Origin of the sequence: Pseudochrobactrum algeriensis, from assembly GCF_018436245.1 — a bacterium.
GTDB classification, from domain to species: Bacteria; Pseudomonadota; Alphaproteobacteria; order Rhizobiales; family Rhizobiaceae; genus Pseudochrobactrum; species Pseudochrobactrum saccharolyticum.
Window position 1 is genome coordinate 518,586 of the sequence record NZ_CP075361.1, and the last position, 18,474, is coordinate 537,059.

Here is an 18,474-nt window from a genome sequence, read left to right on the forward strand (position 1 = left end):
TAAAAAACAACACGCCGGATACAAAACCGGCGTGTTTTGCATATATGATACAGTAGTTTGAGTCTCTGACCGCAATGCAGCATGCCTGCCGATAAATATTACAGGAGATCCCGTTATGAGGACGGGAGCAGACCATGACACAGTCCGATAATTTCGCCCGTATCGCCGATCTTGAACCACGCCGCAGCGCATTGGAAGAAATCCGCCATCATCTCCATGCCAATCCTGAATTGTCTTTTGAAGAAGAAAAGACCGCAGCCTATGTCGCTGAAAAGCTGGAAGGCTGGGGCTATGACGTTACCCGCAATGTCGGCGGCCACGGTGTTGTCGGCCGGCTGACTGTCGGTACCGGCGGTCGCAGTGTTGCGATCCGTGCCGATATGGATGCGCTGCCAATTCTGGAGAAAACCGGCCTGCCTTATGCAAGTACAGTGGCTGGTAAAATGCATGCCTGCGGTCATGACGGTCATACAACCATGCTGCTTGGTGCGGCTGAACATCTGGCACGGACAAAGAATTTCAACGGCACTGTCACACTGGTATTCCAGCCGGCAGAAGAAGCCGGTGAAATCAGCGGTGCACAGGCAATGATCGCGGACGGTCTGTTCGAGCGCTTTCCGTGCGATGCGATTTTCGGCCTGCACAATCATCCGGGTGCGCCGGAAGGCACTATTCTCACCCGTTCCGGCCCGATGATGGCCGCGGCTGATACGGCTTATATCAAAGTTATCGGCAAAGGCGGTCACGCCTCCCGTCCGCATCTGACCGTTGATCCGGTGATGGTCGCCTGCAGTTTGGTGATGGCTCTGCAAACTGTCGTTGCCCGCAATGTCGATCCGACAGAAACTGCAGTGATTACAGTCGGCACTATTCACGGCGGCGAAGCATCCAATGTTATTCCTGATGATGTTGATCTGGCAGTGAGCATCCGCTCGTTCTCGCCGGTTGTACGTGAGCTGCTGCAAAACCGCGTTTGTGAACTGACTGAGCAGCATGTGGAAGCCTATGGCGCGACAGCTGAGATCAAATATGAGCTGGGCTATCCGGTGGTGGTCAATTCCGATGCGGAAACCGCTTTTGCGACAGAGGTTGCGCGTGAGCTGATCGGCGATGCCAAGGTTTCAACCTGTCCGTTGATCCCGGGCAGCGAGGATTTCTCTTATTTCCTCCAGCACAAGCCGGGTAGTTTCCTGCGTCTTGGTAATGGTGTGGATTCAGCCGTGTTGCATAATCCGAAATATAATTTCAATGATGCCAATCTGCCGGTCGGTTCTGCGCTCTGGGCGCGGCTGGCTGAACGTTATCTGGCTGCCGGTGGTAATAGCTAAAGCATGTCTCCCAAAAGTGGGCACCGGTTTTGGGATAAAGACATGCGTTAAAACAAAGAAATAGAGCGGGTGCAGTGGATCAGATTACATGCAGCACGCTCTTGTAAAACGCATCTGAGAGATAAAAAGGTGGTTCGCCACCTTTTTATATGCACTCCTATCATTATTTTCTGCGGATGGTGCAGGCTTCATATCCGTTGGCAAAGAGACGTCCGGCACGCATACCGATCATGCGTGGCATGTCCGCCAATGTGGCGGCACCTATAGAATGTGCCATAGCGATTGTTGCCTGAGCACAGATCGCAGCATCTTCCGCAGCATTATGATGATGAAAGCTCAGACCAAGATAATCAGCAAGAATATTCAGCTTGTGTGACGGCAATTGCGGCCAGACCATTTGTGCCATTTTGACTGAACAAAGATAATGCAATTCAGGATAGCTCTGCTGATACTGATCCAGTGAAGCGCGCCAGACACTGAAATCAAAAGCTGCATTATGGGCAATCATTGTGGCTCCCATAAAATCATCGGCGAATTCATCCATCACTTCCGGAAATTCTCCGGCATCTTCCACATGCTCCGGACGGATACCGTGGATGGCAATGTTGAAAGAGGAAAAACGCATAGTTTTCGGCCGGATAAAGCGCTCTTCAACCCGCACGACCTGACCATCTTCAATCCATGCCAGACCGACAGAACAGGCGCTGCCGCGTTGTTCATTGGCAGTTTCAAAATCAATTGCAATGGTTTTCACGGGATGCTCCGGCACTGTCTGTATGTGTTGTTACTGGAGAATAATGCGCGCATGGTCAAGAACCGGAGCTGCTGATGGCGGTAAAGCCGTCAAATCGCACTCCATTCCTCCATTCTCTCGCGAATGAGATTACGCAGAATGGGGAACATCGGCGGCTGTGAGCGACCGGACAGGCGAATGATGGCGAATTGCGACGTGTCTGAAACAGGACGCACAGGAACTTCCACCAGTTGTCCTGATGTTATCAGCTCATGTGCCGGTGCGATAACGCCGTAATAAATGGTCTGACTGCTCAATGTGGTCTGAAGCAACCCGTCAATCGCATCGGAGTGAAAGGTGACACTCTCATCGGGATGGGCTTCCGGTCCGTAGATCGCGACCATATTGCGTATCTGCTCAGGCGCGAGGATTGTGGTTGCCAATGGCCATGGCCGCAGATCAGAAAATTTGACCTGTTGATTTTGCAGCAAGGGATGCCCCTGACTGACCAGAAAACCTGTGCGCAATGCGGGCAGCATTTCAATATGCAGATCTGCGGTTATCGTTACACCTCTGATTTCGACAACCAGCATGTCCAGCGTTCTCTCCCGCAATGCCTGCACTTGCAGCGGAATGGAACCGCGCATCAGCAGAATATGCAAAGACGGATTGGTGGTTGAAAACCGGCTCAGAAGCGGCGCTGTCAGCAGGGCGCTTGGTGTTGACCCAAGCCCGATCCTGATCCTTCCCGCACTGCCTTCATGCTGCTGTTTGACAACTCGATAGAGTTCTTCGGTCTCGAACAATACGCGGCGTGCATGGTCGAGCACCACATTGCCAAAAGCCGTGACTTCACAGCGCTTGCCGATTCTATCAACCAGCTTCATCCCCAGCTCGGCTTCCAGTTGCGCAATACTGCGCGACAGTGCCGGTTGGGTGAGATGCGCATGTTCCGCTGCCCGTGTGAAAGAGCCTTTCTCAGCAAGCGCAATAAAATGTCGTAATTGCTGAATGTTCATGAAACTTTCCTAAACTGGTATGCCTATTATGCATGATTATCAAATTTACTATGCATTGGACAAATGAAAATGCACCTCTTAGCTAACATCGGTAATAGTTTTTAAGTCTAGGAGGGTGGAGTCATGAAAAACATCAGAGCGCTGATTGAGCGCGATGTTGAGGAGTTTGTTGCGCTGAGGCGTGATCTGCACCAGCACCCTGAACTGGCATTTAACGAAATCAGAACCGGTGGCATTGTCGCTGATCTGCTGGAAAAATGGGGCTATAAGGTTGAGCGCAATATCGGCACAACCGGTATTGTCGGCCAGTTGTGCAATGGTGAAGCCTCAGCGGCCATTGGTCTGCGTGCGGATATGGATGCGCTGCCGATTTTGGAAGCAACCGGTCTGCCTTATGCCAGCGTCAATAGTGGTGTGATGCATGCCTGCGGACATGACGGTCACACAACAATGCTGCTTGCCGCTGCCAAAGCGCTGGCCGAGCGCCGCAATTTCAGCGGTACTGTTAATCTGATCTTCCAGCCTGCTGAAGAATATGGCCGCCCTGATAGCGGTGCAGCCCGTATGGTTGCTGACGGCTTGTTTGAAAAGTTCCCGTGCGATGCCGTGTTTGGTATCCATAATATGCCGGGTTCGCCGCAAGGCCAGTTGCAGTTTTATGATGGTGCGATGATGGCATCGTCCGACAGTGTTTCCATCAAGATCACCGGTCGCGGCGGCCATGGTGCGCAGCCGCATACAACGGCCGATCCGATTGTTGCAACCGCTGCTATCGTGATGGCCTTGCAGACTGTTGTCGCACGAAATGTTAATCCGCTGGATGCGGCTGTCGTTACCGTCGGTGTTATGCAGGCGGGCATGGCGAATAATGTCATCCCTGAGACTGCACAGATCGAACTGACAGTGCGTTGTTTCAAGCCGGAAGTCCGCGATCTGCTTGAAGACCGTATTCGTGATCTGGTCGCCACGCAGGCACAGAGTTTCGGCGTCAAAGCTGATATTGATTATGTTCGCGGCTATCCTGCCTTGCAGAATTCCACCGAAGAAACAGAGTTCGCACGTGAGGTTGGCAAGCGCTTTGCCGCTGAGGGTAATTTTGTTGCCCAGACCACGCCGATGACCGGTAGTGAAGATTTTGCCTTCATGCTCGAAAAACGTCCGGGTTCTTATATTTTCCTCGGAAACGGCGATCAGCCGGGCCCTGTGAGCCGTGCGCTGCATAATGACGGCTTCGATTTTAATGACGCGAATATCGTTGAGGGAGCCGCCTATTGGGTGGCCTTGACGGAGGAATTTCTGAACGGCAACACAGGCCGTAAAGACTAAAACTATTATATCTGTTGGAGGATAACCATGAGCGCTTCTGTTATGCACGCGCCGCATACGGCTTCGGACGATCTGTCCGGCCAGTCTGAAAAACCACCGGTCAAGGCAATTGCTGCGGCCGTTGCCGGTAACGCTCTCGAATTTTACGATTTTATCGTCTATTCGTTTTTCGCGGTTTATATCGGGCAGACATTCTTCCCGCTCGGCAGTGAAACAGCAAGCCTTCTGGCCTCAGTTGCAGTTTTCGGTGTGGGCTTTTTCACCCGTCCGCTTGGCGGCGTTCTGATTGGTGCTTTCGCGGATAAAGCAGGGCGCCGCGCTGCAATGATCCTGACTGTGACGCTGATTACCGTCGGTACATTGGGTCTGGCCGCAACGCCGAGCTATGAAACAATCGGCATTGCCGCGCCGATCATCGTTCTGCTATGCCGTCTGTTGCAGGGGCTGGCACTTGGCGGTGAAGTCGGGCCGGCATCGGCCATGCTGATTGAAGCTGCACCGCGCGATAAGCGCGGCCTTTATGCCAGCTGGCAGATTGCCAGTCAGGGTATCGCCGTCGTTGCCGGTGGCCTGATGGGCGTGCTGGTGTCATGGTATCTGCCACATGAAGATCTGGTGTCATGGGGCTGGCGTATTCCGTTCCTCGTCTCGCTGGCGCTTATTCCGATTGCGCTTTATATCCGCCGCGCTTTGCCGGAAACTCTGGAAAAGCCAAGCGATAAAACCGGTACGCAGATTGTGACTTCGGTATTCTCCGATCACACACGTTTTCTGGTGCTGGGTATTCTGGTGATGATTTCGACCACCGTGTCGACACAGGTAGGCAACTATATGACCACCTATGCCATTCAGACCCTGAAACTGCCTGCAATTCTCGCGCAGGCCGGTACAGTGCTTGGCGGTACGATGACTTTCATTTTCGCCCTCGTTGCCGGTTATCTTGCTGATAAATATGGTCGCAAAGGCGTGATGATCTGGCCGCGTATCGTGCTGATGATCGTTATTATCCCACTGTTCTTCTGGCTGTCGGAATCCAAAGATGCGACAGTGCTGCTGATTGTAACCGCTGCGATTACACTGCTCACCTCGATGACAGGCGCTGCAAGCCTTGTGGCAATCCCTGAGATGATGCCGATTGCTCTGCGTGCCACCGGTGTTTCCCTGATCTATGCGATCGGTGCGACATTGTTTGGCGGCACCACACAGTTTATTATCACATGGCTGATCGGCATTTTTGGTGCTGTGGCACCGGCTTATTATGTGGTTGCAACCAGTGTGATTTCGCTTGTGGCGATGTTTATGATGCCGGAAACCCGTAATTTTGACGTTAAACGTTAAAAGATCGCGCATTTGAGAATGGACAGAATGGCTGGCATTGTTTAGCCATTCTGGCTCACAAGCAGGCGGTGATGCGGTGTAAACCGGTCACCGCTGCTTTCATGACTGTTGGTTACGCAATAGCGGTATCTCAAAGGTGTAAAATAGTTGAAACAGCGTTTGCGCGCCGTACTCGATGAAATCGAGGCTGAAATCAAAGATACCGGTATCCGTGGCAAAGTCGCTGATTATATTCCGCCTCTTGCACAGGTTGATCCTGCGAAATTCGGCATATCCATTATGCTTCATGACGGCACACTGATCTCTGCCGGTGACGCTCAGGAAAAATTCTCTATCCAAAGTATTTCCAAAGTGTTTGCTCTGGCGCTGGCTCTGGGCAAAAGAGGTGACGGCATTTGGCAGCGTGTCGGCCGTGAGCCTTCAGGCGATCCTTTTAACTCCAGTGTCTTGCTTGAGCTGGAAAAAGGACTGCCGCGCAATCCGTTCATCAATGCCGGTGCGATTGTGATTTCAGATATTCTGCTGAGTTCACATCAACCGCGTGAAACGATCGGCGAGATTGTACGTTTTGTGCAATCCATCGCTGAGGATGACGATATTTATATTGATGAAGTGGTGGCAAAAGCAGAAGACCGCACCGGCTTCAATAATGCGGCGCTGGCCAATTTATTGAAAGCGAATAAAAATCTCGACAATCTGCCGCCCCATGTTCTGGGCGTGTATCACCACCAATGTGCTTTGGCGATGTCCTGTGAGCAACTGGCGCGGGCAGGGCTGTTTCTTTCTGCATCCGGCCGCAATCCGGTCAGTAATCACCGTATTGTCAGTGTGGAACGTGCCTTGCGTATCAACGCGCTGATGATGACCTGTGGTCACTATGACGGCTCCGGCGATTTTGCATTTCGTGTCGGCGTGCCAGCCAAAAGCGGTGTCGGTGGTGGTATTCTCGCTATCGTTCCCGGTATTTCATCCATTGCTGTGTGGTCGCCGGGCTTGAACCAGCACGGCAACTCGCTGCTTGGCACACGCGCTCTGGAAATCCTGTGCCGCCGTATGGGCTGGTCAGTGTTCGGGAGCTGAAGCGATGTTCTCTGTGAGATTTGCATCGGGCAAAAACGAAAAACCTCACTCCTGAAGGGGACTGACACAGAAGCTTCGTTTTGAAACCGGATTGCGCCAGCATTTTGTTGCATCGATATGGCGAAGTCCGGCTGTTGTTACCTCGTTGAGTAACCACGTACCATCTCTTTGATAGACGACGCTGCGGTCACCGTCGGGCCATACATAGACTTCGAGCCTGATCTGACGGCGTTCTTCTTTGAGTTGCCCGGCAGCTTGGTAGAATGAAAATTCACGGCATATCTTGTCGGAATAGACAGACCCGCGGTCATCCTCAACGCGGCACTGCACGCGGTTATGGGAATATAGTCCCTTGCTCCAGTCGGTCAGCAATTTCCGGTTCGCCTGACAAGCCTGCTCAATATTGTCCATGCAGCCCATGTCATAGGCTCTGGAAGCTTCTGATATCATGTCACCTGAGTTTTGCAGATCTTCAGGTGTTACAGAGGCTGCACTGTCAGAGTTGTCATGTGCCTCCAGCAACATATTTCCGTATTTGAGGCAGGCCTCGCCATCTGTCGTCTTCACGTAAGGATGAAAACATCCGTTCCGATAGGCTATAGCGGCTTTTTGTAAATCTGTTTCTATACCAAGCCCTGAGGCATAGATATTTCCGGCCAGTTTGCATGCATAGGCTGACAGCCCCAGATCGGCAGAATTGCAGGCAAATTCCGACCATTGCAGTGCATTGGCATAGCGGGTCTTCTGACTCAATGCGAATTTGGCTGCATCATAGCAAATACGCACATCCGCAAGTCTTTCGTTGGCGTGAGTAACCTGATATCCGCACGTCTTGGTGTAGACATCCATCGCGGCGTTAACTTCACCGGCAGAGTTCAAACTATCTGCTAAGGAAAGGCAGGTACTGGCGGGGTTGTCATCAAAGCGACAACCGGTACGCAGCACGGATAACAGAGTGACGCTTTTGTCGTCCTCAGGTGACTGATTTGTCTCCGGATTATTTTGCGCTTTTGTAGCTATAAGCGATGCTAATGCCTGACAGCCATTGATATTTTCATTATTACACGCATTCGCCAGCATTGTTTCAATATTGTGTACCTGATCTGTGCTTTCCAGAGAAGCATAGGCGGATACCGCAGCGCTGCACGCCTGCGGGCCGTTGGACGTTTTGTCTGTCATGCATGTCATAACAAGCGTGTCGTAGAGTTTGCGCTGGGCAGGTTTTGCCGTTTCGAGATTTGGATCAAGCGCAACACCAAGACTGTCACAAATGCTGTCCTTGTCAGACTGTCCGGCGCACAACTTGATTGCTCTGGCTGCTGCCGCATTCCGGTCTTCAGCAGACCAGTGATCAGTTAGTTTGGTCTGTACTGCGCAGGCCGCCGGATCACCCGCGATACAGCCGCGTTCAAGCAAACCTTTTGCTTTTGCAATTCTTGTATCCGTGAGTGGCGGCGTTTTGTTTGCCTGCAGAAAATCCCGATATTTATAATAAGCGGGTTTACAGTGTACAATATTGGGTTGTTTCGGGCCGGGTGTACAAATTTCTTCAGTCAATGATCCGAGTGAATAATTCTCGTCGGCCGTTGCAGATGTATATTCACCGCGGGCTTGCACGACATATCCGAAGGCATCAGGAACTTCTTCACAAGCCCATGCAATACCGGATCTGCATGCTGTGAGTTTCGCGGTAAAATTTGATGCGGCCTCTGCAAGCGTAGGCTTTGTATAAGGTGCGGTGCCGCGGGCAAGCAGAATGCAGCTCACAGCCTGACGTGCGTCGCAGCCCGGCTTGGCAAGTTCAGGCAGTACAAGATCTTCAGCATTGCCGGTGCCGCCCTCGACCGTGCGAAACTGCGCATTCTCCAAGGTATTGTCTGTGCGGTTGATCGCCAGCTGACAGCCGCGTATGTCTCCTCCCATACAGCCCATCAGAGCGTAATGTGTAACCTTTGCGGGTAAAGTACCGTCCGGATCTTCTATATTGTAGATCGCTTCAGCATAGCTGCTGCAGGCTTCGTTCAAACCCAGATCGCAGGCTTTCTTAAGATTGGTCGCATTTCCTGCTTCTCCCATCAAGTTGCGGGCGGCGGCAAAACGGTCGGAGACAGAGGCAAAGCGATCATTCTCTCCCTCTGAGAATTCCTTCTCATCTTTCACTAATGCTTTAACAAATTCGGTACCAGTTGAGCATTCGCTGTTTTCGGGAAGATCACTGGCGCGGGCTATAATACTCCCGCTCGCCCGAATATTCAGCAGGCCAAGTGAAAGCGCATATTGACCGTCAGCCAATCGGTAAGCGGCCATGGATGGGCGATATTCTTTCAGAGCGACGGCTTGCTTGTTCAAAGCTGTTAGCGTGTCTGTCTTAGCCGCGATCAGATGGCAGGTATTGGGAGGAGCCTGAAAACTGCGGCCTCTGTCAGAACGCTTGGTGAAATCGCAAAAATGACTGATTTTTTCTACAGGCACAAAACCTGTTGCACGTTGCAGGCCTGTTCCGGTTGCATAGTCAACTGCAAAATAAGGCAGATTATCTGCCCCGAAGGTGACGTCCTTTAACCGAACCTCTTCGCCCGATTTCAACATATGGGCAGGGGATTTTCCCGGAGCAGCCATCACTGATGTGGCTTCACATATGTGTCTGGTACTCAGTTCCTGATAGGGAGGTAAATTCTTGGAATGAGCAGAATGAGTGACTGTGAAAACTGACAGTAGCAACACCAGTAAGCGCACAGCTTCTTTTTTGATCCGGCTTATACTGATCACTCTGCAAATCATCATGCTTTCTCCGCAATAATTCCGACAATACAATGCCGGAATACATGCTTCATGTAACATAGATAATTATGATCTGAATATATTATCCTCGCGCGATCAAACACATGCGGAGTTCACAGCTCAATGACCTGTCTGCTCACTCTGGCCTGTTCTGCAGTCAGCGCCATCAAATGACTTGTGACTGATTTTTGAGCAGCGGTTCTGATTTCATGTCCATAAGGAGCGCGTAGCGCAGTGGCGAAATCTTCCATCAATCGCAGATCGCCGCCCATATGATCACCGGCAAGTGTTTCAATCTGAATTGTGATATCCGGCCGGTCATCAAAGAATTTAATCACCAGACTGCCGTCTTCAAAACAACCGGTCAGTTCTCCCTCGCTACCACCGATGTGGATATGGCGTTCGGTGCGCTTGTTGAAGGCATGAACTTCAAAACTGGCGGTAATATTATTGGTAAATTCAATGCCGACAATCTGCCGGTCAACCACTGTATTGTCACTGTGATAAACACAACGGCCATAAGGCCCGTTACGGATCGCCTGCGTGCGCGCCTCAAGACTGGTGTCAACGGAGATCATGGAAACCGGCCAACCGGTATGCTCTCCCAGATAAATCCGGCGTGCGGAATAGGGGCATGTCATTTCCACCAGACAGCCATCGAGACAACGTTCCGCAGCGCCTTGCGGGGCGTTCTCCGGTGTAAATTGTTTCAGGCTGCCGAAACTGGAAATACGTAAAGGCGTTTCATCCGTCAGCCAGTGCAGAATATCCATATCATGGCTGCATTTCGCCAGTATCAGTGGACTGCCGTCTTCTAAGCGCCGGAAATTGCCGCGCACATAACTGTGCGAATGATGATAATAACCGATATTTTCGGAAGCGCGGATACTTTGCACAGTCCCGAAAGTCCGGTTCTCAATCAGCTCTTTGATCTTGGCAAAGAACGGTGTGTAGCGCAGCACATGACAGATCATCAGAAAGCGCTGGTTGCGGTCGGCGGCTTCCGCCATGCGTTGACAGGCTTCAACCGTGGAAGCCATCGGCTTTTCCAGCAGCACATTGAATTTGCGATCTAGAGCAGCAATGGCAACAGTTTCATGATCCTTGTCGAGATTGGCCACGACAACTGCATCAATGTTTTTGAGCGCGTTGAGCATGGTGATACTGTCTGAAAAGCAGTTCTCCGGCGCAATGCCATGCTTGCTGGCAAATGCAGCAACCGCATCCGGTCTGATATCGCAGACGGCGGCAAATTTCATAAGATGCGGGTTTTTCAGGGCAATATCGCCATAGGCATTGCCGCGATAACCGGCACCGATAAGAGCAACCTGCGGGATCTGTGTCATATTGCTATCCGCTGTAATCGGAAAAAATGCGGAGCTTTTGAGCGCTGTATATCGAATAGACACACAAGGCTGTAGGCTCCGCAGTCTGGGGGTGAAGGTGTAATGGTTATGATTTGCGTGCGCCGACCAGCTCATCCCACTTGCGGAAAGCCTGCACCATTTTTTCCGGTTTCAGCGGCAGCTCAATCGGATTATTGGCAATCAGGTCATCATATTCAGGTCGTCCGAATTGCTTGATAATATCCTGACTATGCTGCGGGGCCATGGAAAGCGGAACATTTTTCACCGCGGGGCCCGGATAGAGCGAGCCTTCATTATAGGCAAAGGCCTGTGCTTCCGGTGTGAGCAGGAAGGCCATAATGTCCAGCGTCACCGCCAGAACATCATCTTTCACGCCTTTCGGAATACACATGAAGAAGGCATCAGAAACCCAGTGGAAGCCTTTCAGTGTGGAGATTTTAGCTGTTTCCGGCACAATGCCGACCGCGCGCGGATTAATGTCCCAGCCGGTGGTGGTCACGATAATATCGCGTGAACCTTCGCCGAATTCCTTCATCGTTGCGCCGGTACCTGCCGGATAATAATCAATATAATCGCCGAGTTCCGCGAGATAGCTCCATGTTTTCTCCCAGCCGTTGATCGGATCGGTCGGGTCTTTGTCACCGAGAATATAAGGCAGCCCCATCATGAAGGTGCGGGCAGGGCCTGAATTTGTCGGACGGGCATAGAGGAAACGGCCCGGATTTTCTTTTGCCCAGGCCAGCAGTTCTTCAGCACTTTCCGGTGCTTTTGCCACACGCTCCGGTGCATATTCAAGCAGCGGGCCCGAAGGGTAATAGGTGACAACCACACCGTAACCGGCACCCTGAATTTTATGCAGGTTCAGGGCTGCAGGCTCGTAATTGGCTTCAATATCAGGAAAAGTTTCATTAAACTCTGGCAGGATTTGCATCCATGTATCTTCGATAAGACCGGCTGCGAGACCGTCACTGCCGGTCAGCACAAGATCAATATCAACGCGATTGCTTTTTTGTTGCACTTTGAGTTTACCGGCCAGTTCGGTCACCGGTGCTTTCAGAAACACGATGCGGGAAACCTTATCCGGATTGCGCTCGGCATAAAGTTCAAGAGCAGGCTGTACGAGCGACAAAGCCCCGCCGACATCCATCAGCTTCACCTCGACCGGTTTGGCAGGCAGCGGCATTTTGCGGGCAAAACTTAAGCCACTCCCAGCCAGAAATGCGGTTGCGGATGCACCTGTAATCAGCACGCGCCGGTTCATTCTCAGATCATTGATTTTCATCCTGTTCCCCTTTTTATTTTTATAGGTTGAGCGGTTTTGATGCTTATGTGTCATGCTCCGGAAAGGTTGCTTTCCGTATAAACAGATCAGATGTCCATTCGATGAAACTCACAGGCTGTTTTATGCCTCGGGCAGCGAGAACAGGCGCCAGAAGTGCCTCAACATTACCGGATGCCATGCGCACTGCTTCATCAAAGGAGGCAATGCCCCATGCCACAAGATTACGCACAGCCTGATCGAGACACAGCGTTGAACCGGCGAGACCGGCACCATTCGGATTTTTGACCATGCCATTGTCATGGCGCTCAATCCGCATATCCGCGAAATGATAAAAGCCTGTCTCAGCCGCTGCTGCGGAAACCGCATCGGTTACCAAAACGGAACGCGAAATCCCCTTCGCCCGTATCATTACTTTGAGCGCTTGCGGCGGAATATGAAATCCGTCGGCAATGAGGCAGGCGGTGAGGCGGTCTTCTGCCAATTGGGCAAACAGCGGATTTTCCAGCTTTGGCATATGCTGCGGCAGGCCATTGCCGAGATGGGTGGAAAGGCTGGCTCCGGCCGAGGCTGCTTGAGCCGCAGTCTCAAAGTTACAATCAGAATGGCCGATGGCTGTGAGAATATTGCGGGCCTTCATCGCTGCAATAAATTCTTCAGAACCGGAGAGTTCCGGCGCCAGCGTCACCAGCAGGATCGGTGTGGTGATCCGCGCCTGCAAATCATCAATCAGACTGGCATATGGTGGTGTCATAACGCCAGCCGGATGGCATCCGGCAAAACCCTGTTGCGGGTTGAGAAACGGCCCTTCAATATGCAGGCCTAAGCATATCAGACGGCCAAGTCTGCTATGCTGAATGGCATTATCCAGCACTTGAATACGCTGCAGCAACACATCCGGTGCAGCAGTGATCAGCGTCGGCAAACAGGCGGTGACACCTGACGCGAGCATAGCTTCTAATGCATGGTCGAGTTCAGATGCGGTAAGCTTGCCGGAGTTGAAATCAACACCGGCAAAGCCGTTGACCTGAAGATCGGTTAAACCTTTGGTGCGCATGACAAAAGCGACGCTGATTGGGTGTCGAGCAAAGCCACAGTGTTGTTGTGATTTTGCAAAATGGATGCCGGATGAAGCGGTGTTACTGGTCCTTCAAGGGCATTTTTAACAGCCTGCGCCTTACGTTGATCCGGCACGGATAGAATGATCAGGGACGATTTCATAATCTGTTTAATGCTCATGGAGATAGCCTGAGCAGGCACATCTTCCAGCGTGGCAAACCAGCCTTCACCCATTTGCTGACGGCGGCAGGCTTCGTCCAGATCAACAATAATATAAGGTTTGTCGGTCTCGAAATCGGCCGGCGGGTCATTAAAAGCCAGATGGCAATTTTCGCCGATACCGGCAAAGCAAACATCAATGCTTTCATTCATGATCAGCTTGCTGAGCCTGCTGGCTTCTGCTTCCGGATTATCTTCGGCATTGATTTCGTGGAGTGTGACTTTACCGCCGAGCGGTTTAACAAAGCGCTCAATCAGATAGCGGCGGAAGCTTGCCGGATGGCTCTTTTTCATGCCGACATATTCATCCAGATGAAAAGCGGTGACTTTGGACCAGTCAATATCCGGTTCGCGGATCAGTACTTCCAGCATTTCAAACTGGCTGGCACCGGTAGCAACAATAATTGAGGCTTTCCCCTTGTTGCGCAGAGCCGATCTGATGGCTTCCGCACCACGTTTTGCTGCAGCCTCTCCTAATTGCTGTTTCGTGTCGAAAACACGTATTTCCACGCCATTCTCCCCGTTTTAAAAGGCAAAGCATCAGCACTCCCGCGCATGACGCAGGCTGCAAAGCTCTGATTGTAAGGCTGATCGGTAATGTCGCTTTTTTAAGCTGGCACTGACCTCTGCCTCCTCCTGATTAAAAGAATACACCTTCATTTTAGGCTTGCAAGTTATTTTTGAATAATATTATTCAAAATAATAATATGGGATGAGTTGCTATGCAGAATTTTCAGAATCTCCGCTTTTCCGATGCGCATCAGCGTGATTGTGCCCGTGTTGTCAGCAGTCTGCTGGAGGCGGACGGGCAGTCCCGCGCCAGCCTTGCGGCTACGCTTGATCTGACCTCGATGACAACCTCACGCATTATTGCAGATTTGCTGGATAATGGTTTTGTAACGGAAGACGTGGCTGAAAGGCGCGGGCGCGGGCGCCCCGGAACACTCGTACGATTGAACGCCAAACGGGTCGGCTTCACTGTTATTAAAATGACCAGCTATCTGGTGGAAGGCGCTTTACTGGACTTGCAGGGGAATATTATTACCTCGCAGACCAAGTGTTTGAATGCTGATGCTGATAATCAGCAGATGACGGTTTTTCTGCAACAAATGATACAGGCATTGCGGGCTTCGCAACCGGATATGATGGTGCATGTCGGCACGACAATTCTCGTGGCGGGTATTGTCGATGTTAAAAAAAGGGTTTGGCTGATTACATCCCGCTGGCCGCAGGTGCGGGACTTTAATCTCGCTGAAGCCTTGAACCCTGTTACGCCGCTTGTCTGTTTGTTCCGCCAGCTGGATATCGAACTGGATGTGCATTTCAAAGCAGAGACTGCGCCGGTCAATACCGCTGCATTATTGCATTGGGGCTGGGGGATCGGGCTTGCTTATTGTTCCCGCGATGTTGCCAGTATTGCCCATCAGGGGCCTTTTGGTGAGATCGGCCATTGGCGTTTTGATACATTGCAGGATCGCCCTTGCGGTTGTGGTAACAGAGGTTGTCTGGAAACGGCGGTTGCCTTGCCGGTCTTGTTGCAGCAATTGGGGCTGGATGAGCTGATCAGCTTGGGTCAAGAGCAGGATATCGGCGGATATTTGCAGGATGCATCACTTGCAGACCATGTTGATATGCAGCTGGCAATCCGTCTTGTGGCGCGGGCGCTGGGCAATATGTGCCGCATTCTGTTTCCTGACAGAGTCTATCTGACAGGGCCGTTTACTTCTAATCAGGCTGTTTTTACTCAGTTATGCAGTCAGTTTCAGGCAGAAGGGCTGGTTGGTGCTTTAAAACTGCCCGATGTGATTATGGTACAAACCGAAAATCAGGACATTTTGCATAGCGCTATTCGTCCGCTGATTGAGAGTGCTCTCGGAAACTTACCCGCTATTGCAGCGGGGGAATTATAGCGTATCCCGAAAAGTGTGAAGCGCCTTCGCGGGGAAATCAGTCCACCGGACTGATTTCTAAATCCCGCTTCGATCAGATAAGATACGCGTTGAAACAAAGAGTTAGAGCGATTTTACCGATTTAATTTTAACGGGAACCGCTCTAAATCCGCCGTCAGATAACATGATCTGACGGCGGGTGTATTTTTTAATTGTTAGACTGTTTGGCGCGGGCAACAATCTGTGTCGGATTGACAAAGCGCAGTGCCAGTAACAGCCATACCAGAGTGGTAATCATATAGATCACTGCCATGGCATCAATAGACTGGACTGAGCGTACGCCCGAGGCAAAGACAGAATAATAGAGCGCCACAACAAGCGTCTGGCTGGTTGGTCCTGCGGTGAGGAATGTCAGCTCAAACATGGCAACTGTGCGGACAAGCACCAGTAGCAATGCAGCCAGAATGCCGGGCAACAGCATCGGCATCAGTACATAGCGAAACAGCTGGAATTTATTCGCGCCAAAGACATGGGCAGCTGCTTCCACTTTCGGATCAATCTGCTCAATGAACGGGATCATCACCAGAATAACAAAAGGAACGGTCGGCACTAGATTGGCCAGCACAACGCCCCAGAATGTCCCTCCGACACCCGCCTGATAGAGCACGGTTGCCAGCGGAATACCAAACGTGATCGGCGGCACCAGCAACGGCAGCAGAAACAACAGCATCACCAGATTGCGGCCGGGAAAGTTACGGCGCGCCATGGCATAGGCTGCCGTAACGCCGAGCAGACCGGACAGAGCCACAACCGTGAAGACGATCTGGAAGGTGACAATCAGCACATCACCGAGCTGGAACTCCCGCCATGCGGTGAAGTACCACCGCGTTGTCAGTGCCTGCGGCAACCATGTGCCGAGCCAGCGCGTTGAAAAGGACGAGAGCACTACTGTTGCGATCATTGCCAGCAGGTTGATGACAAAAAAGGCAACAATGACCCAGACCGCGGTGATCCATAATTTGGATCCGATAGAGGTATCTCTGATCATATTAGCCTTTACCTCCGCTGGTCGCGCCGCGATAAAACAGACTGCGAATGCCAAGAACCCCAGCGACAATCGCCAGCTGCACAGTGGCCATAATCATGGCAACAGCGGATGCCATTGAATAATCATATTGCTCAAAGGCTGCCTGATAGGCGGCAATGGAAATAACGCGTGTCGGCCCTGCCGGAGCGCCAAGCAACACGGCGGACGGGAAGACTGCGAAAGCCAGCACAAAGGACAGGCAGAAGGTAATTGCCAGTCCAGGCATCAGCAGTGGCAGCAGGACGTGGCGGAAGCGTTGCCAGCTTTTGGCGCCATGAGTTGCTGCGGCCTGTTCCAGTGCCGGATCAATACCGGTGACATAAGACAAAGTGAGCAAAAAGGTGAAAGGAAAGCCGGTAATAATCAGCGATGCGAAGACGCCCCAGTAATTATTGGTCAGCTTTAACGGGCTGTCGACAAGACCGATAAACATCAGCGTGCGGCTGAACCAGCCCTGAGGCCCAAGGTAATTGAGCAAGCCTTCAGCTACCAGAACTGTACCCAGCGTGACCGGCAGAACAAGAATGGTGGTGAGCAGGCGCTGACGGCGCATCAGCCGGACACGGAACGCCACCGGCACAGCAATCAGCAGGCTGATCAGCGTGACAGGGATGGCCAGCCACAATGTCGTTCCGATAGTTTTATACAAAAACGGATCGGAGAAGAACTTGATATAATTGGCAAACATACCTTCCCCCTCTTGCGGGGTGAAGGAGAGTAGCAAGCCATAGATGAACGGATAGATAAAGACCCCCAGCAGGAATATGACCGCAGGCAGAACCAGCATGGTTGTGCCGTCGATCCCTTTGACGGCGAGCCTTTGTCGCAGTGACAGTTTTTCAAGATCGGAAGAGGTGTTCATGTGTCACCTCACGCCGGAAACACAAGAGCACGGGCAGGGTCGATAGCCAGCGCGATAGCGCTGCCTGGTGCTGCATTCGCTGAAGCGTGAAACACCAGCTCATGTGCATTATCGGTGCTGGCAGTGCCGACAAAATCACGACCGCGATATTCAATAGTCTCAACTTTTGCCAGAATATTTGATTGGATGGTTGATGCGTTTGCAGCTGTCGTGCTCACATCATCCGGTCGCACTGCAAGAACAGCATTTTGCCCGATGGTCAGCGGTACCCGCGCGGTACCGGAAATCTGGGCATTGCCGATATCGAGTGTCACCTTGCCGTTCTGTTCGGCGATAACTTTACCGGAGAGGCGGTTGCGGTAGCCCATGAATTCGGCCACATCCAGATGATCCGGGTGTTCATAAAGCTCGACCGGTGAACCGACCTGACGGATTTCACCATCGCGAAGCACCACAATCCTGTCGGCCAGCGACAGGGCTTCATCCTGATCGTGGGTCACATAAATTGTTGTGGCACCAAGTTGATTATGAATGCGGCGGATTTCAGCACGCATTTCCAGACGCAGCTTGGCATCAAGATTGGACAATGGCTCGTCCATCAGAACCAGAGGCGGTTCAATCACGATGGCGCGGGCAATGGCAACACGCTGCTGCTGGCCGCCTGATAGCTGCCCCGGCAATTTGTCTTCCTGACCATGCAAACGTACCATGGCAATGGCGGCTTCCACACGGCTGTTCATTTCCGCTTTGGGTGTGCCGCGCATTTTCAGGCCGAAACCGACATTCTGGCGTACAGTCATATGCGGAAACAGCGCATAATTCTGAAACACCATACCGAAACCGCGATCTTCTGGTTTCAGGGTGTCGATACGGGTTTTATCAATAAAAATACCACCACCCGTTGTCGCGAGCAGTCCGGCGATACAGTTCAATGCTGTGGATTTTCCGCAGCCGGACGGGCCGAGCAGGGCAATAAATTCGCCTTTCCTGATCGAAAGGGAGATGCCTTTTAATGCCTGATGAGCTCCGAAAGACCGGCTGAGCTTTTCAAGCCGGATTTCCTCAAAGGGTAGTGACGCAAGTTGCATGAAATACCTCATTGCCGGA

Annotated in this window: 15 protein-coding genes; 5 read left to right on the forward strand and 10 right to left on the reverse strand. The window is 51.8% G+C overall.

Features of this window, described 5'->3' with window-relative positions; translation table 11 throughout:
* Positions 1–134: 134 nt before the first annotated feature.
* Positions 135–1,328 carry a M20 aminoacylase family protein gene (locus tag KHQ09_RS04480; RefSeq protein ID WP_213596600.1) on the forward strand — a complete coding sequence of 398 codons (1,194 nt, stop codon included), beginning with the start codon at positions 135–137 and terminating at the stop codon, positions 1,326–1,328.
* 163 nt (positions 1,329–1,491) lie between these two features.
* On the opposite strand, the gene KHQ09_RS04485 is transcribed toward KHQ09_RS04480, so the two are convergent.
* Together KHQ09_RS04485 and KHQ09_RS04490 are read right to left on the reverse strand one after the other, a co-directional pair.
* Positions 1,492–2,082: a 3'-5' exonuclease gene (locus KHQ09_RS04485; protein ID WP_213596602.1), complete on the reverse strand. Its 591-nt coding sequence runs from the start codon at positions 2,080–2,082 to the stop codon at positions 1,492–1,494.
* 89 nt (positions 2,083–2,171) lie between these two features.
* Positions 2,172–3,080: a LysR family transcriptional regulator gene (locus KHQ09_RS04490; RefSeq protein ID WP_116086726.1), complete on the reverse strand. Its 909-nt coding sequence runs from the start codon at positions 3,078–3,080 to the stop codon at positions 2,172–2,174.
* A 123-nt stretch (positions 3,081–3,203) separates the two neighbouring features.
* Between KHQ09_RS04490 and KHQ09_RS04495 the strand changes: the two genes are divergently transcribed.
* The 3 genes from KHQ09_RS04495 to KHQ09_RS04505 all read left to right on the forward strand — a co-directional run bounded on the left by KHQ09_RS04495 (position 3,204) and on the right by KHQ09_RS04505 (position 6,824).
* Positions 3,204–4,406 carry a M20 aminoacylase family protein gene (locus tag KHQ09_RS04495; protein ID WP_213596604.1) on the forward strand — a complete coding sequence of 401 codons (1,203 nt, stop codon included), beginning with the start codon at positions 3,204–3,206 and terminating at the stop codon, positions 4,404–4,406.
* A 27-nt stretch (positions 4,407–4,433) separates the two neighbouring features.
* On the forward strand, positions 4,434–5,744 hold the full coding sequence (locus tag KHQ09_RS04500; RefSeq protein ID WP_213596606.1) for an MFS transporter: 1,311 nt from the start codon (positions 4,434–4,436) through the stop codon (positions 5,742–5,744).
* A 147-nt stretch (positions 5,745–5,891) separates the two neighbouring features.
* Positions 5,892–6,824, forward strand: a complete 933-nt coding sequence (locus KHQ09_RS04505) for a glutaminase (protein ID WP_116086730.1) — start codon at positions 5,892–5,894, stop codon at positions 6,822–6,824.
* 45 nt (positions 6,825–6,869) lie between these two features.
* On the opposite strand, the gene KHQ09_RS04510 is transcribed toward KHQ09_RS04505, so the two are convergent.
* The 5 genes from KHQ09_RS04510 to KHQ09_RS04530 all read right to left on the reverse strand — a co-directional run bounded on the left by KHQ09_RS04510 (position 6,870) and on the right by KHQ09_RS04530 (position 14,039).
* Positions 6,870–9,443: a hypothetical protein gene (locus KHQ09_RS04510; protein ID WP_213596608.1), complete on the reverse strand. Its 2,574-nt coding sequence runs from the start codon at positions 9,441–9,443 to the stop codon at positions 6,870–6,872.
* Positions 9,444–9,718: 275 nt separating this feature from the next.
* On the reverse strand, positions 9,719–10,951 hold the full coding sequence (locus KHQ09_RS04515) for a Gfo/Idh/MocA family protein (protein ID WP_213596610.1): 1,233 nt from the start codon (positions 10,949–10,951) through the stop codon (positions 9,719–9,721).
* Positions 10,952–11,057: 106 nt separating this feature from the next.
* Complete coding sequence (locus KHQ09_RS04520; protein ID WP_213599803.1) at positions 11,058–12,239, reverse strand: ABC transporter substrate-binding protein; 1,182 nt, start codon at positions 12,237–12,239, stop codon at positions 11,058–11,060.
* Positions 12,240–12,297: 58 nt separating this feature from the next.
* Positions 12,298–13,308 carry an N-acetylglucosamine-6-phosphate deacetylase gene (locus KHQ09_RS04525; RefSeq protein WP_213596612.1) on the reverse strand — a complete coding sequence of 337 codons (1,011 nt, stop codon included), beginning with the start codon at positions 13,306–13,308 and terminating at the stop codon, positions 12,298–12,300.
* Positions 13,290–14,039, reverse strand: coding sequence for a glucosamine-6-phosphate deaminase (locus KHQ09_RS04530; RefSeq protein WP_213596613.1), 750 nt, complete (start codon positions 14,037–14,039; stop codon positions 13,290–13,292). The genes KHQ09_RS04525 and KHQ09_RS04530 overlap by 19 nt, the downstream gene beginning before the upstream one ends.
* Before the next feature lie 212 nt (positions 14,040–14,251).
* Here KHQ09_RS04530 and KHQ09_RS04535 point away from each other — a divergent pair, with 212 nt between their 5' ends.
* A complete protein-coding gene (locus KHQ09_RS04535; RefSeq protein ID WP_213596615.1) occupies positions 14,252–15,439 on the forward strand; it encodes an ROK family transcriptional regulator in 1,188 nt (395 codons plus the stop codon).
* Between the two features lie 187 nt (positions 15,440–15,626).
* On the opposite strand, the gene KHQ09_RS04540 is transcribed toward KHQ09_RS04535, so the two are convergent.
* Genes KHQ09_RS04540 through KHQ09_RS04550 form a run of 3 tightly spaced genes read right to left on the reverse strand, consistent with a single transcriptional unit; the run spans position 15,627 to position 18,455 of the window.
* Entirely contained in the window at positions 15,627–16,466 is an 840-nt protein-coding gene (locus KHQ09_RS04540) for an ABC transporter permease (protein ID WP_022710252.1), read from the reverse strand.
* Position 16,467: 1 nt separating this feature from the next.
* Positions 16,468–17,367: an ABC transporter permease gene (locus KHQ09_RS04545; RefSeq protein WP_213596617.1), complete on the reverse strand. Its 900-nt coding sequence runs from the start codon at positions 17,365–17,367 to the stop codon at positions 16,468–16,470.
* 8 nt (positions 17,368–17,375) lie between these two features.
* Positions 17,376–18,455: an ABC transporter ATP-binding protein gene (locus tag KHQ09_RS04550; RefSeq protein ID WP_213596619.1), complete on the reverse strand. Its 1,080-nt coding sequence runs from the start codon at positions 18,453–18,455 to the stop codon at positions 17,376–17,378.
* Positions 18,456–18,474: the final 19 nt, after the last annotated feature.